We start from the raw sequence: 25,045 nt of genomic DNA, 5'->3' as shown, positions 1-25,045 counted from the left end.
TTCATTCCTTTCGCCTCCAGCTGTTTCTTTTTATTTCCAGTCGTGCGCATCAGGGCAGAAAAAGTTTCATAATTGTTAACGTCAAAGTTGAGGATAATTATGTTGCAGCGCAATAATCGCTGGCCAGCATCCATTCTGGGCGTGATGCTTTATACGCTGGTGTTTATTTATGCACATCATTTCTGGGCCGCCGCCAGTGAACAAGCCGTGCGCGGACAACCAGAATTACTGCTGTTTTTACTGCCGGGATGTTTGATGGCGCTACTGCAGCCGGAAAGTCCGCTGATCAGCACCTTGTGGGTGGCGCTGGGCGGTACGCTGCTGGGCATGATGTGGTTGATGCTGGCGGTGCCAATGACGCATAGCGGCTTGTTGATTGTGGCCTGGAGTTTGAGTGCGCTGTTTTGGGCGGGATGTGGTGCGTTGCTGGTGCGCTTGCTGCGGATTATGCTGGCGATGCGTGCCGAATAGCACCAATAAAAACGGGCCCGCAGGCCCGTTCTCTTACGCTTCGATACCCAGGTTTTCTTTGGTCCAGGCAGCGAATTCGGTGTAACCACCAATGTGCTGATCGTCGAGGAAAATCTGTGGCACGGTTGTTACCGGCTTGCCGGCACGGGCTTCCAGATCGGCTTTAGTAATGCCGGTGGCCTGAATATCAACGTACTGATAGTTAAAATCGTCGCGCTCGCTGGTCAACTTGGCGGCCAACTCTTTCGCACGTACGCAGTAAGGGCAGCTAGAACGGCCAAAAATCACTGCAATCATTGCTTCTCTCCTTCCGCTGCTGTTTTGTGACTAGAATCACATCACAGCGTGAATAATGCGTCACATCATGCCCGCCCATCCTGCTTAATGAAAGAAGAAGTTACCTGTTATTCTGATACCTGCTGCCTATGCAGACGCTAAAACTGATTGAACGCCAAGGAACCCTCGCATGCGTGATCTCGCCACATTACCGAAACCCGTGTTACTGCTCGAAGTGCTCGGCGTGCTTGCCGTGATTGGCGCATTGTTGCTCACCAACGATTGGGTGAGTGCGCCTGACTTCATCGCGAAAAAGCCGCTGGCGACGCTGCTGTTTTTTCTCGGCATCGCGTTGATGCTGCCTGCCGCGTGGATGATGATGTGGCGCACGGCGAAGGCGATGGCTCCACAATTGTTCAATCATTCCAATAAAAAGAAGTAACCACCGGAGAGGATTTATGACGCCGACTATCGATTTACTGTGCAGCCACCGTTCCATTCGCGCTTTTACCGAACAGGGCATTGATGAGGCGCAACGCAGCGCCATTATTGCAGCGGCACAAGCGGCTTCAACCTCCAGCTTTTTGCAGTGCTCCTCGATTATTCGTATCACCGATTCCGCAAAGCGCGAGCAGTTGGTACAACTCACCGGCGGCCAGCCTTGGGTTAGCGCGGCAGCGGAGTTTTGGGTGTTCTGCGCGGATTTCAATCGTCACCAGCAGATCTGCCCGGATGCGCAATTAGGACGTGCTGAACAGCTGCTGCTCGGCTGCGTTGATACCGCGCTGATGGCGCAAAATGCCATGGTGGCGGCGGAATCGCTGGGCCTTGGCGGCGTATTCATTGGCGGGATTCGTAATAGCATTGCTCAAGTAACCGAACTGCTGGAACTGCCGAAGTTTGTGCTGCCGCTGTTCGGCTTCTGCGTCGGTCATCCAGCTGATGCGCCAGACGTCAAGCCACGCATGCCGCAAGCGATGCTGGTGCATGAAAATCGTTATCAGCCCGTCGATAAAAAGCTGCTGGCACAGTACGATGAGCAAATTACTGCTTATTATCAGCAACGTGATAGCAACCAGCGTTCCGAAACCTGGAGCCAGCTGATTCAACGCCTGATTATTAAAGAAACGCGTCCCTTCATTCTGGATTACCTGCATCAGCAGGGCTGGGCGACGCGCTAAGCACAAGGAACTCTGCAATGAAAATGGCCATTCTCACCCGCGATGGATCGATCTATTCGTGTAAGCGTCTGCGCGACGCTGCGGAGGAGCGTGGTCATCAGGTGCAGATCATCGATCCGCTCTCCTGCTACATGAACATCAACTCCGATTCACCGGCGGTGCATTATCGCGGCGAGACGCTGGGGCATTTTGATGCAGTGATCCCGCGCATTGGCACCGCCACCACCTTTTACGGCACCGCCGTGCTGCGCCAGTTTGAGGTGCGAGGTAGCTATCCGCTCAATGAATCAGTCGCTATTACCCGCGCGCGTGACAAGCTGCGTTCGCTGCAGCTGCTGGCGCGTGAAGGCATTGATATGCCGATCACCGGTTTTGCCTCCTCGCCGGATGATACCGATGATTTGATTGCGATGGTCGGCGGTGCGCCGCTGGTGGTGAAGCTGGTGGAAGGGACGCAGGGCATCGGCGTGGTGCTGGCGGAAACGCGCCAGGCGGCGGAGAGCGTCATTGACGCTTTTCGTGGCCTCAATGCGCATATTCTGGTGCAGGAGTTCATTAAGGAAGCGCAAGGACGTGATATTCGCTGCCTGGTGATTGGCAATGAAGTGGTGGCGGCGATTGAGCGTGAGGCGAAAGAGGGCGATTTTCGCTCTAATCTGCATCGCGGCGGCAAAGCACGAGCCGTGCAGATCACCGATCAGGAGCGGGATATCGCGGTAAAAGCCGCCAGCACGCTGGGGCTCGAGGTAGCGGGCGTGGATATCCTGCGCGCAAATCGTGGACCGCTGGTTATGGAGGTGAACGCCTCGCCCGGACTGGAAGGAATTGAGGGCATTACCGGATTAGATATCGCCACCATGATGATCAAGTGGATTGAGCAGCACGCTTGCCCCGGCTATCGTCCTAAAACCGGCGGCTAACCCGCGCTTTTCAGCGGTTTTCGTGGCATCCAGATCGGTTTTTCCGTAAGCTAAGGCGCTCATTTCTTCACCCCACAGGATATTACGATGGATTCACTGGTCGTTCCGGACATTGACGTGCTGCGTCGCTGGCTGGATCAACAAAATATCACCTGGTTCGAATGCGATGCCTGTCAGGCACTGCATCTGCCGCATATGCAGAATTTTGACGGGGTGTTTGATGCAAAAATTGACCTGGTGGATAACGTTATCCTCTTCTCCGCGCTGGCAGAAGTAAAACCGACGGCGCTGATTCCGCTGGTGGGCGATTTATCGCAGATCAACGCCAGCTCGCTGACCATTAAAGCCTTTGTTGATATTCAGGACGACAATCTGCCGAAGCTGATTGTCTGCCAGTCGATCAGTACCAGTGCCGGATTAACCTTCGGTCAGTTCTCCCACTTTATGAAGCAAAGTGAAGAGGGCGTTTCTATGGTGATCATGGAAGCCTTTGCTAACCACTTGCTGGTGGTAGAAGAAGAAGAGGAGCGACAACCCAGCTCCAGCAGCCACGCGATGCTGCACTGAGTTCCCCGCCTCGCTAACTGCCGCTTTTTGCGGCAGTTTTCATTTTTGTCCCACCACTTTTTATTCTGCACTTTGCCCTTTATTGCCAGATATTAGTCGTGCTTTATGCCACTAACGCCAAACCCCATAGCAGAAACATGCATAACTTATCGCGAAAAGGCGTTTTTTAAGCTGGGATCTGGTGCAGGTGGTGCGGGGGGGCTATTCTTGCGGGGCTGCTTGAGACGTGCAACCTCAGCGCAGGTATAGGTTTTTGCTATTAAACTCCCGCTGAATATTGATTCATTGTGTGCCTGTGATTTAACAGAAAACGCAACGTCCGGATCGCCGTGTATGCAGCGTTGTGATGACCCGCTCAGGAGGAAGTAAAACATGTTCAACCAACGTAAAAAATGGTTGTCAGGTGTGGTTGCTGGTGCATTGATGGCTGCGGCCGGCGGTGCGCAGGCCGAAGGTAGTACGGTTCATGTGTATAACTGGTCCGATTATATCGCGGCGGATACCGTGCCGAACTTCGAAAAGCAGACCGGCGATAAAGTGGTTTATGACGTCTTTGACTCCAACGAAGTGTTGGAAGGCAAACTGATGGCCGGTAGCACCGGTTATGACGTGGTGGTGCCGTCGTCGAGCTTCCTCGCGCGTCAGCTGCAATCGGGCGTGTTCCAGGAGCTGGATAAGAGCAAGCTGCCGAACTACAAAAATCTTGATCCCGATCTGATGGCGAAAGTGGCCCAGCACGATCCGGGTAACAAATACGCGATTCCTTATCTGTGGGGCACCACTGGCATCGGCTATAACGTCGATAAAGTGAAAGCCGCACTGGGCAAAGATGTACCGCTGGATAGCTGGGATCTGGTGCTGAAACCAGAAAACCTGGAAAAACTGAAAGGCTGTGGCGTCTCCTTCCTTGATGCACCGGAAGAGATCTTCGCCACCGTGCTGAACTACCTCGGCAAAGATCCAAACAGCTCTGACGCGAAAGATTACTCTGGCGCGGCGACTGATCTGCTGCTGAAACTGCGTCCAAACATCCGTTACTTCCACTCGTCGCAGTACATCAACGACCTGGCGAACGGCAACATCTGTGTCGCAATTGGCTGGTCGGGCGATATCCTGCAGGCGAAAGATCGTGCGGATAAAGCCAACAACGGCGTGCATCTCGGCTACATCGTGCCGAAGCAGGGCGCATTGGCGTTCTTCGACATGTTTGCGATTCCTAAAGACGCGAAAAATGTGGAAGGAGCCTACCAGTTCCTTAACTACATGATGGATCCAAAAGTCATCGCTGATGTTTCCAACAACATGAACTATGCCAACGGTAATAAAGCCTCGCTGCCGCTGATCAATGCGGACGTGCGTAACAATCCGGGCATCTTCCCAACGCCGGATGCCATGGCCAAACTGTTTGTGCTCAAGGTCCAGGATCCGAAACTGGATCGTGTGCGTACCCGTGCATGGACTAAAGTAAAAAGTGGTAAGTAATTCGTTCTGAACGATTATTGCCTGAAGACGACAGCAGAGGCGCAGTGATGGCCTCTGTTGTGCCATTTTTAGCGGCTGGCTGTGCCGCGCGATTTTAGCGCCGGAGAAATGTTAGTGAACGACGCGATTCCCCGCCCCCCAAATAAAACGGCTAAGGCGATGACGCCGCTGCTGGAAATTCGCAACCTGACCAAATCTTTTGACGGCCAGCACGCCGTGGATGATGTCAGTCTGACCATTTACAAAGGTGAGATTTTTGCGCTGCTGGGCGCATCCGGCTGTGGCAAATCGACCTTGCTGCGCATGCTGGCGGGATTCGAACCGCCAACCAGCGGCCAGATTGTGCTGGATGGCCAGGATCTCTCCCATGTTCCGCCGTATCAGCGCCCAATCAATATGATGTTTCAGTCCTACGCACTGTTCCCACACATGACGGTGGAGCAGAACATTGCCTTCGGCCTGAAGCAGGACAAACTGCCGAAAGGCGAAATCACTAGCCGCGTCGAAGAGATGCTGTCGCTGGTGCATATGCAGGAGTTCGCCAAGCGTAAGCCGCATCAGCTCTCTGGCGGTCAGCGTCAGCGTGTGGCGCTGGCGCGTAGTCTGGCGAAACGCCCTAAGCTGCTGCTGCTCGACGAACCGATGGGCGCGCTGGATAAAAAATTGCGTGATCGCATGCAGCATGAAGTGGTCGATATTCTCGAGCGTGTCGGCGCTACCTGCGTGATGGTAACGCACGATCAGGAAGAGGCAATGACCATGGCGGGCCGTATCGCCATAATGAACCGTGGCAAATTCGTGCAGATTGGTGAGCCGGAAGAGATCTACGAGCATCCAACCAGCCGCTACAGTGCGGAGTTCATCGGTTCGGTGAATGTGTTTGAAGGCTTGCTGCGCGAGCGCGGTGAAGACGCGCTGATCATTGACGCGCCTGGCTTAGTGCATCCGCTGAAAGTGCAGACCGATGTCTCCGTGGTGGATAACGTGCCGGTGCACGTGGCGCTGCGTCCGGAAAAAGTGATGCTGTGCGAAGAAGTCCCTGCCGATGGCTGTAACTTTGCCGTGGGTGAAGTGGTTCACATCGCCTATCTCGGCGACCTGTCGATTTATCACGTGCGTCTGCGCAGCGGTCAGATGATCAGCGCACAGTTGCAAAACGCCCATCGCTACCGCAAAGGCGCGCCAACGTGGGGCGATGAAGTGCGTCTCTGCTGGGACGCCGACAGCTGTGTGGTTCTGACGGTTTAAGGGGGCGATATGAGCCAGATTTCTCAACGCAGCGAGCCCGAAGTGGTGGGCACGCCGCTGCAGCGCTGGGCAACGCGCATCAAGATGCAGCATGGCCGCAAGCTGGTGATTGCCTTGCCGTATCTGTGGCTGATCCTGCTGTTCCTGCTGCCGTTCCTGATCGTGCTGAAGATCAGTTTCGCCGATATTGCGCGCGCCATTCCGCCGTACACCGATTTGGTCACCTGGGCCGATGGCGAGCTCAATCTGGTGCTTAACCTCGGTAACTACTTCACGCTGACCGACGATCCGCTGTATGCCGACGCATATCTGACGTCGCTGAAAGTGGCGGGCATCTCCACCATTATCTGCCTGATGATCGGATATCCGCTGGCGTGGGCGGTGGCGCACAGCAAGCCATCAATGCGTACGATTCTGCTGCTGCTGGTGATCCTGCCGTCGTGGACCTCGTTCCTGGTGCGCGTATACGCGTGGATGGGCCTGCTCAACAACAACGGCATTCTTAACCGCTTCCTGATGTGGCTCGGCGTGATCGATCATCCGCTGGTGATCCTCTACACCAACACGGCGGTGTATATCGGCATCGTTTACTGCTATCTGCCGTTTATGGTGCTGCCAATTTATACCGCGCTGACGCGTATTGATTATTCGCTGGTGGAAGCCTCGCTGGATCTCGGTGCACGTCCGTTGAAAACCTTCTTCAGCGTGATTGTGCCGCTGACCAAAGGCGGGATTATTGCTGGCTCGATGCTGGTGTTTATTCCGGCGGTCGGTGAGTACGTGATCCCGGAACTGCTCGGCGGCCCGGACAGCATCATGATTGGGCGTATTTTGTGGCAGGAGTTCTTTAACAACCGCGATTGGCCGGTAGCGTCCGCGCTGGCGGTGATCATCCTGTTGATTCTGATATTGCCGATTATCTGGTTCCACAAGCACCAGAACCGTGAAGTGGGAGAGAAAGAATGAGCCAGTTACCGACCATTCGCTCTCCGTGGCGCACCGTGATTCTGGTGCTGTGCTTTATGTTCCTGTATGCGCCGATGCTGCTGCTGGTGGTTTACTCCTTCAACAGTTCGCCGCTGGTTACGGTGTGGGAGAACTTCTCGTTCCACTGGTACAAGGTGCTGTTCCAGGATCAAGCGATGCTGGATGCGGTGGGTCTCAGCCTGACCATCGCCGCGCTCTCAGCCACCATGGCGGTGGTGCTCGGCACTATGGCGGCGGTGGTGATTGTGCGCTTTGGTCGCTTCCGTGGGCATAACGGTTTCGCCTTTATGTTGACGGCGCCGCTGGTAATGCCCGATGTGATCACCGGTTTATCCTTGCTGCTGCTGTTCGTGGCGATGGGCAACACCTTTGGCTGGCCGAGCGATCGCGGCATGCTGACTATCTGGCTGGCGCACGTGACCTTCTGTACCGCTTACGTGGCGGTGGTGATCAACTCGCGTCTGCGCGAGCTGGATCGCTCGATTGAAGAGGCGGCGATGGATCTCGGCGCAACGCCGGTGAAAGTGTTCTTCGTCATCACCGTGCCGATGATCGCGCCCGCTATCGTTACCGGCTGGCTGCTGGCGTTTACTCTATCGCTGGATGATTTGGTGATTGCCAGCTTCGTGACCGGCCCAGGCGCGACCACCTTGCCGATGGCGATTTTCGCTACCGTGCGTCGTGGCGTGAATCCGGAGATCAACGCTTTAGCTTCGCTGATTCTGTTTGTCGTCGGTTTAGTCGGTTTTATCGCCTGGCGCTTTATGGCGCACGAAGAAAAGCAGCGTTTACGCGATATTCAGAAAGCAAAACGTGGCTGAACGCCGTAACATTAAGGTCGCCATTAATGGCGACCCTACGTCGTAGGGTGCGCATTTATGCGCACCTCAGTTACGGAGCAATACCATGTCGGAAACCCTGAAACACGGTTCAATGATTAACGCTACGCCGGTGCCGGTAATGGTGGCGGGCTGTGCCATCATCATTACGCGCTGCCTCAGCGTGTTGATGCTGGCCAACGAACTGGGTTACGACGAACTTGCCAATTTCGTGCATCGCAGCGCGCAAGCCTGGGATTCCACGCTGATCTTTATCGCCAGCCAGCTGATTTTCCTGTTTGAACTGCGCTGCGCCTTTACCCTGATGCGCGGCAATAATCGTGGGCGCTGGGGCTATGTCGCGACGCAAATCATTGTGCTGATCTACATGTTGATGGCATCGGTGGGCTGGATCTACCCGGAAATTTTCAGCATCCCTGGCGAAAGTAATGCGCAAATTATTCATCACACGCTGCTGCAAAAGCTGCCGGATGTGCTGGTGTTAGCGCTGCTGTTTGTGCCCGCCAGCAGCCGCGCTTTTTTCCGGCACCGGTGATACAATCGCCCCCCATTTTTTCTCCCGATTCTGAATACAGGCATTTGCATGCATTGCGCGCTTTATGATGCCGGTCGCTGTCGTTCATGCCAGTGGCTGGAAAAACCCTATCCGCAACAGCTCAACGACAAGCAGTCGTTGCTGGAACAACTGCTGGCTGAGAGGCCGATGGGCGAATGGTTGCCGCCGGTGCAATCCGCGCAGCAAGGGTTTCGTAATAAAGCCAAAATGGTGGTGAGCGGTAGCGTTGAGCGGCCGATTTTTGGCATGGTGGCGCGCGACGGTGAACCGGTCGATCTCTGCGCTTGTCCGCTCTATCCCGACAGCTTCAGCGCGGTGTTCACGCTGCTCAAACCCTTTATCGCCCGCGCCGGTTTAACGCCGTATAACGTGGCGCGCAAACGCGGTGAACTGAAATTCCTGTTGCTGACGGAGAGTACCCAGGGCGGCATGATGCTGCGTTTTGTGCTGCGATCCACCAATAAGCTGCAGCAGCTGCGCGATGCCTTGCCGTGGCTACAACAGCAGCTGCCGCAGCTGAAGGTGATCTCCGCTAATATTCAGCCGGTGCATATGGCGATTCTTGAAGGTGATGAAGAAATTGCGCTGACGCCGGATCAGGCGCTGGCGGAGCGCTTTAATCAGGTGCCGCTCTATATTCGTCCGCAAAGCTTCTTCCAGACCAATCCACAGGTTGCCGCCGATCTTTACGCCACCGCGCGTGATTGGGTTGCGCAGTTGCCGGTTAATAGCATGTGGGATTTGTTTTGTGGCGTCGGGGGATTTGGTTTGCACTGCGCAACGCCGGAGATGCAGCTGACCGGTATCGAAATCAATGCTGAAGCCATTGCCTGTGCGCAGCAGTCGGCACAGCAGCTTGGATTAGAAAAAGTGAGTTTTGCCGCGCTGGATTCCACTCAGTTCGCCACTTCGCGTGAAGCGGTGCCGCAGCTGGTGCTGGTGAATCCGCCGCGTCGTGGTATCGGCGCAGAGTTGTGTGCTTATCTCAGTGAGATGGCGCCGGATTACATTCTCTATTCCAGCTGCAATCCCACCAGCATGGCGCAGGATATTGCGCGTCTGGCGGAGTATGACGTGATCCGCGTGCAGCTGTTCGACATGTTCCCGCATACTGTGCATTTTGAAGTGCTGTGCTTGTTAAGCAAGAAGGGTGGAACAGCGTAACGTTCACCGGAACGGAGGACGTGCAGAACCTGTCTGGCGCCCGCCACGCTATCCCATAATGCTTATTCCGGGAACCACTTCTGATTGATTTGCTGCCAGGTGCCGTTGGCTTTCAACGCCACTAACGCGCTGTTCAGCTCATTCAGCAGCGGCTCATTGCCTTTGCGTACTGCAATGCCTAAACCGGTGCCGAAGAAGTCGGTATCGGTGATGTGCTCGCCGACCGCGCTAAGATCGTCATTGGCCTTCAGCCACTGATTCACCACCGCCGTATCACCAAACACGCCGTTCAGCCGACCGTTTTTCAGATCGAGAATCGCGTTCTGATAGCTGTCATACGCCACCGTAATCACCTCTGGATGTTTCTCCAGCAGGTATTTCTGATGCGTGGTGCCGTTCTCAACGCCAACACGTTTGCCTTTCAGCTGGCTGAAATCGGTGAACTGGCCTTTATGCGCAATCACAATCGCCGAATTAGCATAATAAGGCTGGGTGAAATCGACCTGCTTACTGCGATCGGCGGTGATGTCCATGCCGGAAATGACGGCGTCGTAGCGACGGAATTTCAGCGATGGAATCAGGCTATCGAAGGCGTTGTTGGTGAAGGTGCAATCCGCTTTCATCTGCTGGCACAGTGCTTTTGCCAGATCGATATCGAAACCAACGATTTGGTTGTCGTGATCAAGGGATTCGAACGGGGGATAAGTTGCGGAAGAGGCAAAGCGGATTTTTTCGGCCGCATAAGCATTCATTGCCAGAGTTGCCAGTGCAGCAGCAACGATCCATTTTTTCATTATGTAACTCCTGTAAACCATGCCAGAGACGGAACGGGTTACACGATGCCAGTTAATGAATTTATATGCAATATTTTTGCTTATTAATTTAAATGATAACAGGCGCCGTTTCAGGCGCCTGTTATGGTGACATCAGTTACGGCGCTCAAATGCCAGCGCACGCTTCTCAACCAAACGCATCATCAGCGTCAGCAAGCCGTTAACCACCAGATAGATCAAGCCAGCGGCAGCGTACACCGAGATATCGTAAGTGCGGCCATATAGCAGCTGCCCGTGGCCCATCACTTCCATCAGCGTAATGGTGTAAGCCAGCGAGGTACTTTTGAATACCAGCACCACTTCGTTGGAGTAGGACGACAGGGCGCGCTTGAAGGCGTAGGGCAGCAGAATGCGCAGCGTATCTTTGCGGTTCATGCCGAGCGCCGCGCAGGATTGCCATTGACCAGATGGAATCGCACGCACCGCACCGTAAAACAGCTGTGTGGTGTAAGCCGCACTGTTGAGCGACAGCGCCAGCAGCGCACACAGCCACGGTTGCGACAGCAGATGCCACAGCCACGGAATGTTCTGGATGCTGGGGAATTGGCCGGGACCGTAATAGATCAGGAAGATCTGCACCAGCAGCGGCGTGCCGGTAAACAGGGTGATATAGCCTTTCACCAGCCAATTCAGCACTGGCACTTTGAGCGCCAGCACGATGGTGCAGAGCACAGAGAGCACCAAAGCCGCAATCAGCGAAGCCACGGTCAGCGTCAGGCTGGTGTGTAACCCTTTCAGCAGCTCGGGTAAGTAATCCAGCATGCTTAAGCCCCCCGCTCAAAACGCGTGGTGCGCAATTCAATGCGGCGCAGCACGAACTGACTGAATAGCGTGATAATCAGATAGATCGCCGCCGCCACCAGATACCAGGTAAACGGCTCTTGGGTGCGCGTGGCAATGCTTTTGGTTTGCAGCATCAAATCGTTGACGCTGATCAGCGAGACCAGCGCAGTATCCTTCAGCAAAACCAGCCATTGGTTACCCAAACCGGGCAGAGCGTGACGCCACATCTGCGGCATGATCAGGCGCAGAAAAATCGCCGACTTCTTCATGCCCAGCGCCTGGCCCGATTCCCATTGGCCGACCGGCACCGCTTTCAGCGCGCCGCGCAGGGTTTGTGACGCATAGGCGGAATAGAGCATCGCCAGCGCAATCACACCACACAGGAAAGGACTGACGTCGAAGTTTTCAATCTGCACCTGCACAGGAATAGCAAACAGGCCGAGATTGATGTGGAAGCCATCGGAGAGCGTCAGCAGCAGCTGAGAAGCGCCGAAATAGATAAACAGCACCACCAGAATTTCCGGCAGGCCGCGAATCAGCGTGACCAGTGCGGTACCGAGCCACGCCAGCGGTTTCCAGCGTACCGATTCCCAGCCAGCAAAAATCATCGCCAGCACAAGGCCGGCGATCAGTGCACAAACGGCAAGGCCGACGGTCATACCGGCGGCGCTTGCGAGTGGAATCATTTCATTCATCAGAAATTACTGCTGGAACCATTTGCTGTAGATGGTTTTGTAGGTGCCGTCAGCTTTGATCTTCTCCAGCGCCGCATTGAACTTGCCCTGCAGCTCGCTATTGCCCTGACGCACGGCAATACCTAAACCGGTACCGAAGTAATCTTTATCCGTCACTTTCTCACCCAGCGGCGCGAGGTTGGCGTTCTGCTTCAGCCACTCGTTGACCACGGCGGTGTCACCGAATACAGCGTCGATGCGACCGTTTTTCAGATCCAGCACCGCGTTCTGGTAGCTGTCGTAAGGCACAACGGTGATGTCGCTGTGCTTGTCAGAGAGGTATTTTTGATGCGTGGTGCCGTTCTGCACGCCAACACGCTTGCCTTTCAGCGCGGCCACGTCAGCCATTTTGCCTTTCTGCGCGATGAAGATGGCAGAGTTGTCGTAGTACGGCTTGGAGAACAGCACTTGCTTCTCACGATCTGGCGTGATGTCCATGCCCGCCATCACCGCGTCAAAACGACGGAACTTCAGGCTGGGGATCAGGCTGTCGAATGCCTGATTAGTGAAGGTGCAGGTCGCATCCATCTCTTTACACAGCGCGTTAGCCAGATCGACATCAAAGCCCTGAATTTTGTTATCAGAGTCGACGAATTCAAACGGAGGATAAGAAGCCTCGGTAGCAAAACGCAGTGTCTGTGCCGCTGAAGCGCTGAGGCTCAGGCCAGCAAGGAGGGCAGCAATTACAACTTTTTTCATTAGAAGCTTCCTGACTTAATGCGAAAGATAATTAGCAAACGCGTCGGTTTGCGGCTGTGTAAAGTGGCTGGCATCGCCTTGCTCAACAATGTGACCGTTTTCCATATACACCACGCGGCTGGCGGTTTTACGCGCTACTTCCACTTCGTGCGTGACGATCACTTGTGTGATGTTGGTCTGTGCCAGCTCACGAATAATGCTGACGATCTGGGCGGTGATCTCGGGATCGAGCGCGGCGGTCGGTTCATCAAACAGCAGCACCTGCGGCTCCATCATCAGCGCACGGGCAATCGCGACGCGCTGCTGCTGGCCGCCGGAAAGATGCAGCGGGAAGCGATCGGCGTACGGCGTCAGGCGCAGACGATCCAGCAGCTTTTCCGCACGCGCACGCGCGGCATCTTTGCTGAGACCGAGCACGCGGCACGGTGCTTCAATCAGGTTTTGCACCACGCTCAGGTGCGGCCACAGATTGTATTGCTGGAATACCATGCCCACGTTCTGCCGCAGCTCGCGAATTGCGCTGTCGGAAGGGGCTTTGGTGAAATCAAACTGGTTGCCGGCAATCTGCAGGCTGCCGGAACGCGGTTGCTCCAGCAAGTTGAGAACGCGCAGGAGCGAACTTTTACCCGCGCCACTCGGGCCGAGCAACACCAGCGTTTCACCCTGCGGACAAGCCAGGTTGATATCGAACAGTGCCTGATGGGCACCGTAAAAACAGTTTATGGCGTTTAGTTGAATACTCATGCGCTAAAAATGAATAGTAATTAGTGTCGCGGATTTTAACGTCACCAGAATAGTTATGCAATTGTGGTGGGTTAATATTTATTAAAGAGCAGTGAAACCTCCAAAGCGTAGCACAATATCGCGCAACTCAAGGTGGATGAGGGCTGGCGAGCCCTATTTAGTTCACAAAATATCAACAAAAAGCGCCGCAAGGATGCGGCGCGCTAATCAATGGTGTTAACTGCGGGAAAAGTGAACGGTTACTTTTTCGCTTCCAGCAGCTGCGTCAGCGAACCGCCACCGACGTGCGGCACCTGGCCGACATAACGCACATCATCAACTACCCAGCAAGTGCCTTCGTGGATCATCAGCACTTCATCTTTCCAGGTTTTGTTATCGCGGCTCAGCTCGACGCGCAGGGGGATATTGCGCGCGTCGCGGTTAGGAATGGTGGATGCGCTGGCAACCTCCGCCGAGGTTGGGCCTTGCGCCAGGCTGGAGAAGAGATCGCCTTGGCTCCAGGCCGCCGGTTTTGGATTCTGGCTGCTGGCACTCAGCAGCTTCTGATACAGGTGATCGCTGAGGTAAGGGCGATATTTCGCCAGTGTGTTGCTGTCTGGCAAACCTTGCGTCGGCTGGCTGACGCGTAAATCGTAGAACTGTTGTGCCACGCTGTCCGGACCACCTTCAACACAGGCAGCGGTGCGCGGGCCATTATCCTTAATGACCGGCTCAACGGTGGTACAAGCACTCAGCAGCAACGCTGCAGGAATAAGCAGCGCAAAGGCATTGTTTCTCATCTCGATTTCCTTATTGTTCACTGGCAAAGCGCCATTTTTAGCATAGAGTATAGCCTTGCTTTTAAGCGCTACGAGCTGATTCAGAAAAGGAGAACACCATGAAATTTTCTACAACGCCCACGCTGGAAGGACACAGCATCAGTGAATATTGCGGCGTGGTCGCCGGTGAAGCGATTCTCGGCGCCAATATTTTCCGCGATTTCTTCGCCGGCATTCGCGATATCGTTGGTGGCCGCTCTGGCGCCTACGAAAAAGAGTTACGCAAAGCGCGTCAGATTGCCTTCAAAGAGCTGGAAGAGCAGGCGAAAGCGCTCGGTGCCAACGCGGTAGTGGGCATCGATATCGACTACGAAACCGTCGGTAAAGAGGGCAGCATGTTGATGGTGAGCGTCACCGGCACCGCCGTGATTATTCGCTAATGCGCGTGGTGGTTCTGTTGGCGATGGCGCTGTTACTGAGCGCTTGTCAGTCATCGATTGAAGCGCGTCACGGTTATTGGGTCGATACCGCGCATCCAGCGCAGGGCGCGCGACCGCGCATTAAGGTGGTGGTAATTCACTACACCGCCGAGGATTTCTCCAGTTCGCTGGCGACACTGACCGATCGGGACGTTAGCGCGCACTACCTGATTCCGCAGCATCCGCCGCAGAAAAACGGCAAGGGCGTAGTGTGGCAACTGGTGCCGGAAAGCCAGCTCGCATGGCACGCGGGCCAGAGTTTTTGGCGCGGCGCAACGCGCATTAATGACACCTCGATTGGCATTGAAATCGTCAACAGCGGTTATCGCCGCACTTTGACAGGTTTACAGTGGCAGCCCTTTACGCCGCAGCAGATCAGCGCGCTGATGGCGATGGTGGAAGACATCACCCAGCGCTACGGTATCGCGCCGGAAAATGTGGTCGGACACAGCGATATCGCACCGCAGCGTAAGCAGGATCCCGGTCCGCTGTTTCCGTGGCAACAACTGGCAGAGCAAGGTTTAGGCGCGTGGCCCGAGCAGGCAACGGTGCAGCGTTATCTTAACGGACGCGCAGCGGATGAGGGCGTGGATCAGGCAGCATTGCTGGATGCGCTGCAGCGCTATGGCTACGACGTTGCGGCGGCAACCACGCCGCAGATGCAGCGCAAGCTGATTGCAGCGTTTCAGATGCATTTCCGCCCGCGTGATTATCGCGGCATCGCCGATGCGGAAACCCTCGCGATTGCGCGTGCGTTATTAGCGAAGTACGGTGCGGCGCAGTGATGCGCCGCATCGGTCGCCATAAATGGCGACGGTTTGTTTACTGCTGCAGAAACGCCTGCCAGTGCGCCACCAGCCGTTGCAGATCCTGACGGCTGACATCCAGATGCGTGACAATACGCGTCACGGGCCCGACGCTGATTAATACATCGCCCGACTGCATCCAGCTTTTCAGCGCTTCAACTTTTTCGGTGGGCACCTTCACAAACAGCATGTTGGTGTGCTGATTGAGCACTTCAACGCCGATGGCACTTAGCTGCTCGCCTAACCACGCTGCGTTGTCATGGTCGTCTTTGAGACGCGCGACATTGTGCTTTAACGCATACAGGCCAGCAGCGGCCAGAATGCCCGACTGGCGCATGCCGCCGCCGGTCATTTTGCGCCAGCGACGCGCTTGCTCAATGTACGCCTCATCGCCACACAGCAGCGAACCAATCGGCGTGCCGAGCCCTTTTGACAGGCAGATGGTTAAGGTGTCGCAGTAACGTGCAATCGCTTCCAGTTCAACGTTCTGTTCCACCACGGCGTTAAAAATACGCGCGCCATCAATGTGCAGCGCCAGCTTGCGCTCACGGGTCAACTTCCACGCTTGCTCCAGATAGCTGAGCGGCAGCACTTTCCCGTGATGGGTATTTTCCAGGCTCAACAGACGCGTTCGGGCGAAGTGGAAATCGTCGGGTTTGATGGCGGCTGCTACATCTGCCAGCGGCAGGGAACCATCTTCGGCGTGCAAAATCGGCTGCGGCTGAATGCTGCCGAGCACCGCCGCACCACCGGCTTCATATTTATAGTTGTGCGCCTGTTGACCCACGATATATTCATCGCCGCGCTGGCAATGGCACAGCAGCGCCACCAGATTGGCTTGCGTGCCGGTGGGGAAGAACAGAGCAGCGGCTTTGCCGCTCAAGCGTGCGGCTTCGACTTCCAGTGCGTGTACGGTGGGGTCATCGCGGTAGACATCATCGCCAGTTTCGGCTGCCATCATGGCATCAAGCATGGCAGCACTCGGGCGGGTTACGGTATCACTGCGTAAATCGATCACGTCGCTCTCCTGAAATAAAAAAGCGGGCAGAGCGCCCGCGTTATCATCATGTTTGGCCTGAATTGTTTTACCTCAGCCAGTTGGTTTTCGCCAGCTCCACGATCTCATCACCACGTCCATTCAGAATGGCGCGCATCATATAGAGGCTAAAACCTTTGGCCTGCTCGGCTTTGATTTGCGGCGGCATCGACAACTCTTCCTTGGCGGTAATTACGTCAAGCAGCACTGGACCATCATGCGCAAAGGCTTCCTGCAGCGCGCCGTTGAGATCGGAGGCTTTCTCGACGCGAATGCCTTTGATGCCGCAGGCGGCGGCAATGGCGGCGAAATCAGGGTTTTCGAGATCGGTGCCATCGGTTAGATAGCCGCCAGCTTTCATCTCCATCGCCACAAAGCCCAGCACGCTATTATTGAAGATCACCAGTTTCACCGGCAGTTTCAGCTGCGCCACCGAAATGAAATCGCCCATTAGCATGCTAAAACCACCGTCGCCACACAGCGCAACCACCTGACGCTGCTTGTCCAGCGACTGTGCACCTAACGCCTGCGGCATGGCGTTGGCCATCGACCCGTGATTGAACGAGCCGATTAAACGACGTTTGCCGTTCATCTTCAAATAGCGCGCCGCCCACACGGTTGGCGTGCCGACGTCGCAGGTAAAGATGGCGTCGTCATCGGCATATTCACTGATTTGCTGGGCCAGATATTGCGGGTGAATTGCCAACTTATCGTTGGCGGTGGCCAACTCATCCAGCCCTTTACGCGCATCGACATAATGCTCCAGCGCTTTATCCAGATGCTGGCGATCGGTTTTGCTGGTGAGCTGCGGCTGCAGCGCATGTAAGGTGGTTTTGATGTCACCGACCAGCGCCATATCGACATGGCTGTGGGAGCCAAGGCTGCCGGGATTGATATCGATCTGGATGATTTTGGCATCAGCCGGATAGAAGGCGCGGTAGGGGAATTGCGTCCCCAGCAGCACTAAGGTATCAGCATTCATCATGGCGTGGAAACCAGAGGAGAAACCAATCAATCCGGTCATGCCGACATCGTAAGGGTTATCGTATTCGATGTGCTCTTTACCGCGCATCGCATGCACGATCGGCGCTTTCAGCGTTTCTGCCAGCTTCACCACTTCGGCGTGCGCGCCAGCGCAACCGCTGCCGCACAGCAGAGTGATATTTTCCGCTGCGTTCAGCGTTTCGGCTAAGGCGGACACTTCGCTGGCGGTTGGCACCACGTGTGGCAGCTGCGGCGGATACCATTCACTGCGTGCGCTTTCCGGCGCCGGCTGCAACGCCACGTCGCCGGGGATCACAATTACCGATACGCCACGATTGAGAATCGCTTTACGCATCGCAATGCCCAGCACCTGCGGCAGCTGCTCCGGATTGGACACCAGCTCGCAATAGTGGCTGCATTCGCGGAACAATTCTTGCGGATGAGTTTCCTGGAAGTAGCCGCTGCCGATTTCGCTGGAAGGGATGTGGGCGGCGATCGCCAATACCGGAACGTGGTTGCGGTGGCAATCAAATAAGCCGTTGATGAGATGCAGGTTGCCCGGTCCACAGGAACCGGCGCATACCGCCAGTTCGCCGCTGATTTGGGCTTCGGCGCCGGCCGCGAACGCCGCCACTTCTTCATGGCGCGTCGGCATCCATTCGATGGTGCACATGCGATTCAGGCTGTCGCTCAGCCCGTTAAGTGAGTCACCGGTGACGCCCCAAATGCGTTTCACACCGGCGTTTTCCAGGGTTTTTGCCAGCATTGCTGCCACAGTTTGCTTCATCGTTATGCTCCTTTCTGGTGTTGAGCCATCCATGCCGATGGCGAAAACGTGTCAGTCAGAAAGCGTAGACGATGAAGCTGGCGTGCAGCCGTGAAAAAATGCGTTATGCCGAGAACAGGGCGATCAGGATTGGGGCCAGCAAACTCATAATAAAACCGTGCACAATGGCGGCGGGCACGATTTCCATGCCGCCGGTGCGTTGCAGGATCGGCAGGGTGAAATCCATCGAGGTCGCGCCGCTCAAACCTAGCGTCATGCTGCGTTGACGCGTTATCAGCAGCGGAATCAGCATAATGGTAATCAGCTCACGCAGCAGGTCGTTGAAGAAGGCGGCGCTGCCTATCACCGGGCCGAACGATTCGCTCATCAGTATTCCTGAGAGTGAATACCAGCCGAAGCCGCTGGCTAACGCCAGGCCGGTTTTGATCGGCAGATCTAATAGCAGCGCGGCAATCATGCCGCCCACCAGTGCACTGCACAGCGATACCAGCGCCACCAACATGCCGCGACGGTTGATGGTTATTTGACGCAGCGTCATGCCGCTGCTGCGCAGTTGAATACCGACCAGCAATAGCATCAGCATCAAGGCGTATTCACTGATGGTCGAGGCATGACGCAGCGGCGCCCACTGACTCAAACCAAGCAGAAAGCCCGCCAGCACCGAACCGCACAACTTGAGCGACTCCAGCGCCATATGCAGCCTTGACGGCAGCGCTTGAGGTTTGTGCTGATGACGCCACGGCCAGCGTCGCTCCAGCAGCCACAGCGCTAGCAGCGAGCAGGCAAGAATGCTCAGCATGCTCACCAGGGCGATGTGGAAAATGGCCAGCAGATTGCTGCTCAGGTTATCGAGAAACGCCAGGCTGGTGCCCATAAAGAACAGAATGATGTAGACCAGCGCGCTCAACGTGCGGCCAACCGCCTGTAAAAGCGTGGTGTGCCGCAGCGGCAGCAGATAGCCAAGAATTAGCGGCAAAAGGATGATAATCAATCCGTACATGTGGGTTTTCTATCCATGATTGGCGGGCTGCCACGCTAGCGAAAAACGGTTGAAGTGTAAACCTTTTCCCCCGGCGCTGACTTGACCAACGCAACGTGGCGGACCATGCTCAGGCAAAGCTTCGGATGGAATGTATGATGATTCTGGAACATATCGATATTCACGGTTTTCGCGGCATTAATCGGCTGTCATTGCCGTTGACCAACACCAATTTGCTGATTGGGGAAAATGCCTGGGGTAAATCGAGCCTGCTCGATGCACTAACGCTGTTGCTGGCGCCTGCCGCCGAGCCTTATCAATTCACTGAACACGACTTCCACTTTCCTCCCGGCGATATTGATGCCCGCATGCGTCAGTTGCAGCTGGTATTTCGTTTTCGCGCCCAGAGCGATGATGAAAGCGCGTTGTTTCAGGCCTTTTGGCAGCACGATGAGCACGGCCGCTATATTCACTTTAGCACTCGCGCTAAGCGTCAGGATCAGGGCGTAAAAACCAGCTGGCGTTTCATCGACCAGCATAACGATGTGTTGCCGCTGGCGGGCACCGACGCGGCGCTGGCGCATCTGCGCGCTTATTATCCGGTATTGCGTTTACGCGATGCGCGTTTTGGCCGTCGTAACCGCCATGCGGACAGCGATGTTGAACGCCGCGCGACGACGCTGACGGCATTGGCACAGGAAGTGGAAAATCTGACGCGCGATTTGGTGGTGCGGCCACAAACGCTGAGCGACGATCTGTTGCGTCAGGGATTGCACACCATGCAGCAGTTGCTGGAACACTATTTTCTGGTGCAGCAATCAGGTAGTAACGCGCCGCGCGTGGCACCGGAAGTTCGCGATGGCAGTGAAGGCTGGCGTTCGCTGGATAAACTTAATCACCTGATTGCCGGTACGGAATCGCGCAGTCGTCAGGTGATTTTGCTGCGTATGTTCTCGCTGTTGATTCAGGCGCACGGCAACGAACCGCTGCCGGCGGGCGCGCATCCGCTGCTGCTGGTGGAAGATCCAGAAACGCGGCTGCATCCCATTATGCTGTCGGTGGCGTGGAATTTACTGGAGCTGATGCCGCTGCAAAAAATCGCCACCACCAACTCGGGCGAACTGCTATCGCAGGTGCCGCTGGAGAATATCTGTCGTCTGGTGCGCGAACCCGCGCGTGTGGCGGCATGGCGCATTGGACCCGAAGGTTTAAGTGCTGAAGAGAGCCGCCGTATCGGTTTCCACATCCGCGTTAATCGTCCTTCGGCGCTGTTTGCCCGCTGCTGGCTGCTGGTGGAAGGCGAGACCGAAGTGTGGATTATCAATGAGCTGGCGCGGCAGCGTGGCTATCACTTCGCGGCGGAAGGAGTGAAAGTGATTGAGTTTGCGCAATCGGGTTTGAAACCGCTGCTGAAGTTTGCCCAACGCATGGGCATCGCCTGGCATGTGCTGACCGATGGCGACCAGGCGGGTAGCAAATATGCGGCTACTGCCCGCAGTCAACTGCCATCGGCGGCGCGGGAAAGCGATCATCTCACGCAATTTCCGGCACCGGATATCGAACATTTTCTCTATAAACAGGGCTTCAGCGATGTTTATCACCAGACGGCGCACCTGCCGTTAAACGCGCCGATGAATACGCGGCGTATTATTAGTAAAGCCATTCAGCACAGCTCGAAACCTGAGCTGGCGATTGCCGTCGCGATGGCTGCGGCTGAACGCGGGCCACAGGCGATCCCGCCGTTGCTGGATCAGCTGTTTGCGCACGTGATGTGGTTGGCGCGCGGCCGGGCGGATTGATGAAAGTGTGAGATGCGCCAAATAAAAATGCCAGCGTCTGCGGCTGGCATTTTTTTTCGGGAGTGGTCAGAATATGTGAAACAGCATGTGCGTTAAGCGACCGCGGCTTGCGTGGCTTCACAGGGCACGATCAGGCTGGCATGATTGCCTTTTGGTCCTTCATGGACATCAAACTGAACCTGCTGGCCAGCTTTCAGCGTTCTGTATCCCTCCATCTGAATCGTGGAGTAGTGTGCGAAGATATCGTCGCCGCCGCTAATCGGACAGATAAACCCGAAGCCTTTGGCGTTGTTGAACCATTTTACTGTACCCGTCTCCATGCTTTTACTTCCCTCGCAAGACATTTTGATAAGTAGGTGAGGTCATTGAAGCTGTGAGTCGAGTTTGTTTAAAACTCAATCAGCTTGTGTTAGTAGAATGTAGAGAAACGGACCTTATCGTCAAGCAAACGGCCCTGGCGGACGGGGATAAATTCATCAAAATTTGAGGCAGTTAACGCTATTGCAAATTTTGTGATACAGGTCGCGCATGTGCTTTTAGGGCCAGTTTTTATCAACTGAAAACCGGCTTGACAGGCATGTTAAACTTTAGGAATGGGCGCAGAGATGTGCACAACCGTAACGCAGAATTTCGACGGAACATTATGGCAAACACAAACGACTGGCTTAATTTTGAACATCTAGCCGAAGATAAAGTACGCGAAGGGTTAAAGCCGCCTTCAATGTATAAAGTCATTCTCAACAATGACGATTATACACCTATGGAATTTGTTATTGACGTTCTGCAAAAGTTCTTTTCTTATGATATTGAACGTGCAACGCAGCTGATGTTGAAAGTTCACTACCATGGAAAAGCAATCTGTGGTGTATTCACTGCAGAAGTGGCGGAGACCAAAGTAGCCCAGGTGAACAATTACGCACGAGATAATGAACATCCGTTGCTGTGTACGCTAGAAAAAGCCTGAAGCCATCTCCATATAGGAGATAGGTTGTCAGAGCGATAATTGGGGGAGGTGCCAAATGCTCAATCAAGAACTGGAACTCAGTTTAAATATGGCTTTCGCCAGAGCGCGCGAGCACCGTCATGAGTTTATGACCGTCGAGCATCTGTTGCTGGCATTGCTCAGTAACCCGTCGGCCAGAGAGGCACTGGAAGCCTGCTCGGTGGATATCGTGGCTCTGCGTCAGGAACTCGAAGCCTTCATCGAACAAACCACGCCGGTGCTGCCTGCCAGTGAAGAGGAGCGCGATACCCAACCTACGCTCAGCTTCCAGCGCGTGTTGCAGCGCGCGGTATTCCATGTCCAGTCTTCCGGTCGCAGCGAAGTCGCAGGCGCGAACGTGCTGGTCGCTATTTTCAGCGAGCAGGAGTCGCAAGCGGCTTATCTGCTGCGCAAACACGAAGTGAGCCGCCTCGATGTGGTGAACTTCATCTCCCATGGTACGCGTAAAGACGAACCCGGCCAGCCGCAGAACAATGCGGAGAATCCGGTTAACGAAGAGCAAGCAGGCGGGGAGGATCGTATGGAAAACTTCACCACCAATCTTAATCAGCTTGCTCGTGTCGGCGGAATCGATCCGCTGATCGGCCGCGATAAAGAGCTGGAACGTACTGTTCAGGTATTATGCCGTCGTCGTAAGAACAACCCGCTGCTGGTGGGTGAATCGGGCGTGGGTAAAACCGCGATTGCTGAAGGACTTGCCTGGCGCATTGTGCAGGGCGACGTACCGGAAGTGATGAAAGAGTGCACCATCTATTCACTCGACATCGGTTCGCTGCTGGCGGGTACCAAATACCGTGGTGATTTTGAAAAACGTTTCAAAGCGCTGCTGAAACAGCTGGAACAGGACAGTAACAGCATCCTGTTTATTGATGAAATTCATACCATTATCGGTGCCGGTGCGGCATCGGGTGGCCAGGTCGATGCGGCAAACCTGATCAAACCATTGCTCTCCAGCGGTAAAATCCGCGTGATGGGTTCAACCACTTATCAGGAATTCAGCAATATCTTTGAGAAGGATCGTGCGCTGGCGCGTCGTTTCCAGAAGATCGATATTACCGAGCCTTCTGTGGAAGAGACCGTGCAGATTCTCAACGGCCTGAAGCCGAAGTACGAAGCGCACCATGATGTGCGTTATACCGCGAAAGCGGTGCGTGCGGCGGTGGAACTGGCGGTGAAATACATCAACGATCGTCATCTGCCGGATAAAGCTATTGACGTGATCGACGAAGCCGGTGCGCGTGCGCGCCTGGTGCCGGTCAGCAAGCGTAAGAAAACCGTCAACGTTTCGGATATCGAAACGGTGGTGGCGCGTATTGCGCGTATTCCTGAGCAGAGCGTGTCAGCAACCGATCGCGATACGCTGAAAAATCTTGGCGATCGTCTGAAGATGCTGGTGTTTGGTCAGGATAATGCGATTGAAGCACTGACTGAAGCAATCAAGATGAGTCGTGCAGGTTTGGGGCAGGATCGTAAACCGGTTGGTTCCTTCCTGTTTGCGGGCCCAACCGGTGTCGGTAAAACAGAAGTTACTGTCCAGTTAGCTAAAGCGCTGGGTATCGAGCTGCTGCGTTTCGATATGTCCGAATATATGGAACGTCATACCGTCAGCCGTTTGATTGGTGCGCCTCCGGGCTACGTTGGCTTCGATCAGGGCGGTTTGCTGACGGATGCGGTAATTAAACATCCGCACGCTGTGGTGCTGTTGGATGAAATCGAGAAAGCGCACCCGGATGTCTTCAACCTGCTGCTGCAGGTGATGGACAACGGTATGCTGACCGATAACAACGGCCGTAAAGCTGACTTCCGCAACGTGGTGCTGGTGATGACCACCAACGCCGGTGTACGCGAGACTGAACGTAAGTCGATTGGCCTGATTCATCAGGACAATAGTACTGACGCGATGGAAGAGATCAAAAAGATCTTTACGCCAGAGTTCCGTAACCGTCTCGACAACATTATCTGGTTCCGTCACCTGTCTCAGGAAGTGATTCATCAGGTAGTGGATAAATTCATCGTCGAGTTGCAGGCTCAGCTGGATGCGAAGGGCGTATCGCTGGAAGTTAGCGATGACGCGCGCGATTGGCTGGCTGATAAAGGTTACGACAAAGCGATGGGAGCGCGTCCGATGGCACGTGCCGTACAGGAAAATCTGAAGAAACCGTTGGCGAATGAACTGCTGTTTGGTTCGCTGGTTGATGGTGGATCGGTATCAGTAGCGCTGGATAAAGATAAAAACCAGCTTACTTACCACTTCCTGAGTGCGGAAAAGCGTAAAACCGAAGGTACAGTGCACTAAGCGAAATGCAGATATGAAAAAGGCCGGATGCGAATCCGGCCTTTTTTTCGCGCTATGTAAATATAACCATCGCGAGATGTGAATATTTACTTAGCGACTACGGAAGACAATGCGGCCTTTGCTCAGGTCGTACGGGGTCAACTCGACAGTCACTTTGTCGCCCGTCAGGATGCGGATGTAGTTTTTGCGCATTTTACCGGAGATATGAGCGGTAACCACGTGCCCGTTTTCAAGCTCTACGCGGAACATGGTGTTCGGTAACGTATCCAGTACGGTACCTTGCATTTCAATATTGTCTTCTTTGGCCATCGAATCCTCTGGGTGTACTACCAAACTGTTGAACCGGCAAGATAATGCCGAATTCCATGATTTATGTAAAGAACCGTTGATGATTTTGCCAACGCTTCGCCGTGCGTCGCGCCGTTGCGCGTGCAGTACGGATAAATTAGGGTGTTTTTTGACGTCTGCGGGGGATTAGCGGGCTAAGAATCTGTAGCAATCGGCATCAGTTGCACAATCAAAACAGCTTCGGGAAATGTGTGAGATTCCCAACCTGGCAATTCCGGCTCGCCACAGCGAAGCGCGGACGACATACCAAACTCGCTTATTGTATCACTTTTGTCGGGAATTGTGT

At 54.8% G+C, this 25,045-nt stretch carries 28 protein-coding genes; 16 read left to right on the top strand and 12 right to left on the bottom strand.

Annotated elements, in window-relative coordinates; translation table 11 throughout:
* Positions 1-99: 99 nt before the first annotated feature.
* Positions 100-471, top strand: a complete 372-nt coding sequence (ybjM, locus tag BM323_RS02930; RefSeq protein ID WP_008102476.1) for an inner membrane protein YbjM — start codon at positions 100-102, stop codon at positions 469-471.
* Between the two features lie 33 nt (positions 472-504).
* On the opposite strand, the gene BM323_RS02925 is transcribed toward ybjM, so the two are convergent.
* Entirely contained in the window at positions 505-768 is a 264-nt protein-coding gene (locus tag BM323_RS02925) for a GrxA family glutaredoxin (RefSeq protein ID WP_007887673.1), read from the bottom strand.
* Positions 769-937: 169 nt separating this feature from the next.
* Between BM323_RS02925 and BM323_RS02920 the strand changes: the two genes are divergently transcribed.
* From BM323_RS02920 to rlmC, 10 genes are all read left to right on the top strand, one after another.
* Positions 938-1,189, top strand: a complete 252-nt coding sequence (locus BM323_RS02920) for a DUF1418 family protein (protein ID WP_008102474.1) — start codon at positions 938-940, stop codon at positions 1,187-1,189.
* A gap of 16 nt (positions 1,190-1,205) precedes the next feature.
* Positions 1,206-1,928, top strand: a complete 723-nt coding sequence (gene nfsA / locus BM323_RS02915; RefSeq protein WP_008102473.1) for an oxygen-insensitive NADPH nitroreductase — start codon at positions 1,206-1,208, stop codon at positions 1,926-1,928.
* A 17-nt stretch (positions 1,929-1,945) separates the two neighbouring features.
* Positions 1,946-2,848, top strand: coding sequence for a 30S ribosomal protein S6--L-glutamate ligase (rimK, locus tag BM323_RS02910; protein ID WP_008102471.1), 903 nt, complete (start codon positions 1,946-1,948; stop codon positions 2,846-2,848).
* Positions 2,849-2,935: 87 nt separating this feature from the next.
* Positions 2,936-3,415, top strand: a complete 480-nt coding sequence (locus BM323_RS02905) for a type III secretion system chaperone family protein (RefSeq protein ID WP_008102469.1) — start codon at positions 2,936-2,938, stop codon at positions 3,413-3,415.
* A 372-nt stretch (positions 3,416-3,787) separates the two neighbouring features.
* Complete coding sequence (gene potF, locus BM323_RS02900; protein WP_008102467.1) at positions 3,788-4,897, top strand: spermidine/putrescine ABC transporter substrate-binding protein PotF; 1,110 nt, start codon at positions 3,788-3,790, stop codon at positions 4,895-4,897.
* A gap of 114 nt (positions 4,898-5,011) precedes the next feature.
* Entirely contained in the window at positions 5,012-6,145 is a 1,134-nt protein-coding gene (potG, locus tag BM323_RS02895; RefSeq protein ID WP_008102465.1) for a putrescine ABC transporter ATP-binding subunit PotG, read from the top strand.
* Between the two features lie 9 nt (positions 6,146-6,154).
* Positions 6,155-7,111: a putrescine ABC transporter permease PotH gene (gene potH / locus BM323_RS02890; protein WP_008102463.1), complete on the top strand. Its 957-nt coding sequence runs from the start codon at positions 6,155-6,157 to the stop codon at positions 7,109-7,111.
* Entirely contained in the window at positions 7,108-7,953 is an 846-nt protein-coding gene (gene potI, locus BM323_RS02885; RefSeq protein ID WP_008102460.1) for a putrescine ABC transporter permease PotI, read from the top strand. Before potH ends, potI begins: the two co-directional genes overlap by 4 nt.
* An 85-nt stretch (positions 7,954-8,038) precedes the next feature.
* Entirely contained in the window at positions 8,039-8,506 is a 468-nt protein-coding gene (locus BM323_RS02880) for a YbjO family protein (RefSeq protein WP_008102457.1), read from the top strand.
* Between the two features lie 48 nt (positions 8,507-8,554).
* Positions 8,555-9,691 (top strand): 23S rRNA (uracil(747)-C(5))-methyltransferase RlmC, encoded by a 1,137-nt coding sequence (rlmC, locus tag BM323_RS02875; RefSeq protein ID WP_008102455.1) that lies wholly within the window; start codon positions 8,555-8,557, stop codon positions 9,689-9,691.
* Between the two features lie 62 nt (positions 9,692-9,753).
* Here rlmC and artJ (BM323_RS02870) read toward each other — a convergent pair whose 3' ends face one another.
* From artJ (BM323_RS02870) to BM323_RS02845, 6 genes are all read right to left on the bottom strand, one after another.
* Complete coding sequence (gene artJ / locus BM323_RS02870; RefSeq protein WP_008102453.1) at positions 9,754-10,485, bottom strand: arginine ABC transporter substrate-binding protein; 732 nt, start codon at positions 10,483-10,485, stop codon at positions 9,754-9,756.
* 132 nt (positions 10,486-10,617) lie between these two features.
* Entirely contained in the window at positions 10,618-11,286 is a 669-nt protein-coding gene (gene artM, locus BM323_RS02865; RefSeq protein ID WP_008102451.1) for an arginine ABC transporter permease ArtM, read from the bottom strand.
* A 2-nt stretch (positions 11,287-11,288) separates the two neighbouring features.
* Positions 11,289-12,002, bottom strand: coding sequence for an arginine ABC transporter permease ArtQ (artQ, locus tag BM323_RS02860; protein WP_008102448.1), 714 nt, complete (start codon positions 12,000-12,002; stop codon positions 11,289-11,291).
* A gap of 6 nt (positions 12,003-12,008) precedes the next feature.
* Entirely contained in the window at positions 12,009-12,740 is a 732-nt protein-coding gene (artJ, locus tag BM323_RS02855) for an arginine ABC transporter substrate-binding protein (protein ID WP_008102446.1), read from the bottom strand.
* Between the two features lie 15 nt (positions 12,741-12,755).
* Positions 12,756-13,484, bottom strand: a complete 729-nt coding sequence (gene artP, locus BM323_RS02850) for an arginine ABC transporter ATP-binding protein ArtP (protein WP_008102444.1) — start codon at positions 13,482-13,484, stop codon at positions 12,756-12,758.
* A 239-nt stretch (positions 13,485-13,723) separates the two neighbouring features.
* Entirely contained in the window at positions 13,724-14,263 is a 540-nt protein-coding gene (locus BM323_RS02845; protein WP_008102441.1) for a lipoprotein, read from the bottom strand.
* A gap of 98 nt (positions 14,264-14,361) precedes the next feature.
* Between BM323_RS02845 and BM323_RS02840 the strand changes: the two genes are divergently transcribed.
* Together BM323_RS02840 and BM323_RS02835 are read left to right on the top strand one after the other, a co-directional pair.
* Complete coding sequence (locus BM323_RS02840) at positions 14,362-14,682, top strand: heavy metal-binding domain-containing protein (protein WP_007887640.1); 321 nt, start codon at positions 14,362-14,364, stop codon at positions 14,680-14,682.
* A complete protein-coding gene (locus BM323_RS02835) occupies positions 14,682-15,506 on the top strand; it encodes an N-acetylmuramoyl-L-alanine amidase (RefSeq protein ID WP_008102440.1) in 825 nt (274 codons plus the stop codon). Before BM323_RS02840 ends, BM323_RS02835 begins: the two co-directional genes overlap by 1 nt.
* A 37-nt stretch (positions 15,507-15,543) precedes the next feature.
* Here the strand turns inward: BM323_RS02835 and ltaE are convergent, their stop codons facing one another.
* The 3 genes from ltaE to BM323_RS02820 all read right to left on the bottom strand — a co-directional run bounded on the left by ltaE (position 15,544) and on the right by BM323_RS02820 (position 19,334).
* Positions 15,544-16,545, bottom strand: coding sequence for a low-specificity L-threonine aldolase (ltaE, locus tag BM323_RS02830; RefSeq protein ID WP_008102438.1), 1,002 nt, complete (start codon positions 16,543-16,545; stop codon positions 15,544-15,546).
* A gap of 67 nt (positions 16,546-16,612) precedes the next feature.
* On the bottom strand, positions 16,613-18,334 hold the full coding sequence (gene poxB, locus BM323_RS02825; RefSeq protein WP_008102436.1) for a ubiquinone-dependent pyruvate dehydrogenase: 1,722 nt from the start codon (positions 18,332-18,334) through the stop codon (positions 16,613-16,615).
* Positions 18,335-18,437: 103 nt separating this feature from the next.
* A complete protein-coding gene (locus BM323_RS02820) occupies positions 18,438-19,334 on the bottom strand; it encodes a LysO family transporter (RefSeq protein ID WP_008102433.1) in 897 nt (298 codons plus the stop codon).
* A gap of 137 nt (positions 19,335-19,471) precedes the next feature.
* Between BM323_RS02820 and BM323_RS02815 the strand changes: the two genes are divergently transcribed.
* Positions 19,472-21,112 carry an ATP-dependent nuclease gene (locus BM323_RS02815; protein ID WP_091003225.1) on the top strand — a complete coding sequence of 547 codons (1,641 nt, stop codon included), beginning with the start codon at positions 19,472-19,474 and terminating at the stop codon, positions 21,110-21,112.
* 92 nt (positions 21,113-21,204) lie between these two features.
* Here the strand turns inward: BM323_RS02815 and cspD are convergent, their stop codons facing one another.
* Positions 21,205-21,432: a cold shock-like protein CspD gene (gene cspD / locus BM323_RS02810; RefSeq protein WP_007887624.1), complete on the bottom strand. Its 228-nt coding sequence runs from the start codon at positions 21,430-21,432 to the stop codon at positions 21,205-21,207.
* 323 nt (positions 21,433-21,755) lie between these two features.
* Here cspD and clpS point away from each other — a divergent pair, with 323 nt between their 5' ends.
* Positions 21,756-22,076, top strand: a complete 321-nt coding sequence (gene clpS, locus BM323_RS02805; protein ID WP_007887621.1) for an ATP-dependent Clp protease adapter ClpS — start codon at positions 21,756-21,758, stop codon at positions 22,074-22,076.
* A 55-nt stretch (positions 22,077-22,131) separates the two neighbouring features.
* Complete coding sequence (clpA, locus tag BM323_RS02800) at positions 22,132-24,411, top strand: ATP-dependent Clp protease ATP-binding subunit ClpA (RefSeq protein WP_008102430.1); 2,280 nt, start codon at positions 22,132-22,134, stop codon at positions 24,409-24,411.
* Positions 24,412-24,501: 90 nt separating this feature from the next.
* Here the strand turns inward: clpA and infA are convergent, their stop codons facing one another.
* Positions 24,502-24,720, bottom strand: a complete 219-nt coding sequence (gene infA, locus BM323_RS02795; RefSeq protein WP_002211347.1) for a translation initiation factor IF-1 — start codon at positions 24,718-24,720, stop codon at positions 24,502-24,504.
* Positions 24,721-25,045 lie beyond the last annotated feature (325 nt).

The organism is Pantoea sp. YR525, from assembly GCF_900116775.1.
In the GTDB taxonomy this organism is placed as follows: Bacteria; Pseudomonadota; Gammaproteobacteria; order Enterobacterales; family Enterobacteriaceae; genus Pantoea; species Pantoea symbiotica.
Note: the sequence above shows the minus strand (reverse complement) of the source record. Positions and strands in the feature narration are given on the sequence as shown.

Excerpts from the sequence above, each read along its gene's own strand:
- ybjM (WP_008102476.1), top strand. The coding sequence starts at position 100 with ATGTTGCAGCGCAATAATCGCTGGCCAGCATCCATTCTGGGCGTGATG.
- BM323_RS02925 (WP_007887673.1), bottom strand. The coding sequence starts at position 768 with ATGATTGCAGTGATTTTTGGCCGTTCTAGCTGCCCTTACTGCGTACGT.
- BM323_RS02920 (WP_008102474.1), top strand. The coding sequence starts at position 938 with ATGCGTGATCTCGCCACATTACCGAAACCCGTGTTACTGCTCGAAGTG.
- nfsA (WP_008102473.1), top strand. The coding sequence starts at position 1,206 with ATGACGCCGACTATCGATTTACTGTGCAGCCACCGTTCCATTCGCGCT.
- rimK (WP_008102471.1), top strand. The coding sequence starts at position 1,946 with ATGAAAATGGCCATTCTCACCCGCGATGGATCGATCTATTCGTGTAAG.
- BM323_RS02905 (WP_008102469.1), top strand. The coding sequence starts at position 2,936 with ATGGATTCACTGGTCGTTCCGGACATTGACGTGCTGCGTCGCTGGCTG.
- potF (WP_008102467.1), top strand. The coding sequence starts at position 3,788 with ATGTTCAACCAACGTAAAAAATGGTTGTCAGGTGTGGTTGCTGGTGCA.
- potH (WP_008102463.1), top strand. The coding sequence starts at position 6,155 with ATGAGCCAGATTTCTCAACGCAGCGAGCCCGAAGTGGTGGGCACGCCG.
- potI (WP_008102460.1), top strand. The coding sequence starts at position 7,108 with ATGAGCCAGTTACCGACCATTCGCTCTCCGTGGCGCACCGTGATTCTG.
- BM323_RS02880 (WP_008102457.1), top strand. The coding sequence starts at position 8,039 with ATGTCGGAAACCCTGAAACACGGTTCAATGATTAACGCTACGCCGGTG.
- rlmC (WP_008102455.1), top strand. The coding sequence starts at position 8,555 with ATGCATTGCGCGCTTTATGATGCCGGTCGCTGTCGTTCATGCCAGTGG.
- artJ (WP_008102453.1), bottom strand. The coding sequence starts at position 10,485 with ATGAAAAAATGGATCGTTGCTGCTGCACTGGCAACTCTGGCAATGAAT.
- artM (WP_008102451.1), bottom strand. The coding sequence starts at position 11,286 with ATGCTGGATTACTTACCCGAGCTGCTGAAAGGGTTACACACCAGCCTG.
- artQ (WP_008102448.1), bottom strand. The coding sequence starts at position 12,002 with ATGAATGAAATGATTCCACTCGCAAGCGCCGCCGGTATGACCGTCGGC.
- artJ (WP_008102446.1), bottom strand. The coding sequence starts at position 12,740 with ATGAAAAAAGTTGTAATTGCTGCCCTCCTTGCTGGCCTGAGCCTCAGC.
- artP (WP_008102444.1), bottom strand. The coding sequence starts at position 13,484 with ATGAGTATTCAACTAAACGCCATAAACTGTTTTTACGGTGCCCATCAG.
- BM323_RS02845 (WP_008102441.1), bottom strand. The coding sequence starts at position 14,263 with ATGAGAAACAATGCCTTTGCGCTGCTTATTCCTGCAGCGTTGCTGCTG.
- BM323_RS02840 (WP_007887640.1), top strand. The coding sequence starts at position 14,362 with ATGAAATTTTCTACAACGCCCACGCTGGAAGGACACAGCATCAGTGAA.
- BM323_RS02835 (WP_008102440.1), top strand. The coding sequence starts at position 14,682 with ATGCGCGTGGTGGTTCTGTTGGCGATGGCGCTGTTACTGAGCGCTTGT.
- poxB (WP_008102436.1), bottom strand. The coding sequence starts at position 18,334 with ATGAAGCAAACTGTGGCAGCAATGCTGGCAAAAACCCTGGAAAACGCC.
- BM323_RS02820 (WP_008102433.1), bottom strand. The coding sequence starts at position 19,334 with ATGTACGGATTGATTATCATCCTTTTGCCGCTAATTCTTGGCTATCTG.
- BM323_RS02815 (WP_091003225.1), top strand. The coding sequence starts at position 19,472 with ATGATTCTGGAACATATCGATATTCACGGTTTTCGCGGCATTAATCGG.
- cspD (WP_007887624.1), bottom strand. The coding sequence starts at position 21,432 with ATGGAGACGGGTACAGTAAAATGGTTCAACAACGCCAAAGGCTTCGGG.
- clpS (WP_007887621.1), top strand. The coding sequence starts at position 21,756 with ATGGCAAACACAAACGACTGGCTTAATTTTGAACATCTAGCCGAAGAT.
- clpA (WP_008102430.1), top strand. The coding sequence starts at position 22,132 with ATGCTCAATCAAGAACTGGAACTCAGTTTAAATATGGCTTTCGCCAGA.
- infA (WP_002211347.1), bottom strand. The coding sequence starts at position 24,720 with ATGGCCAAAGAAGACAATATTGAAATGCAAGGTACCGTACTGGATACG.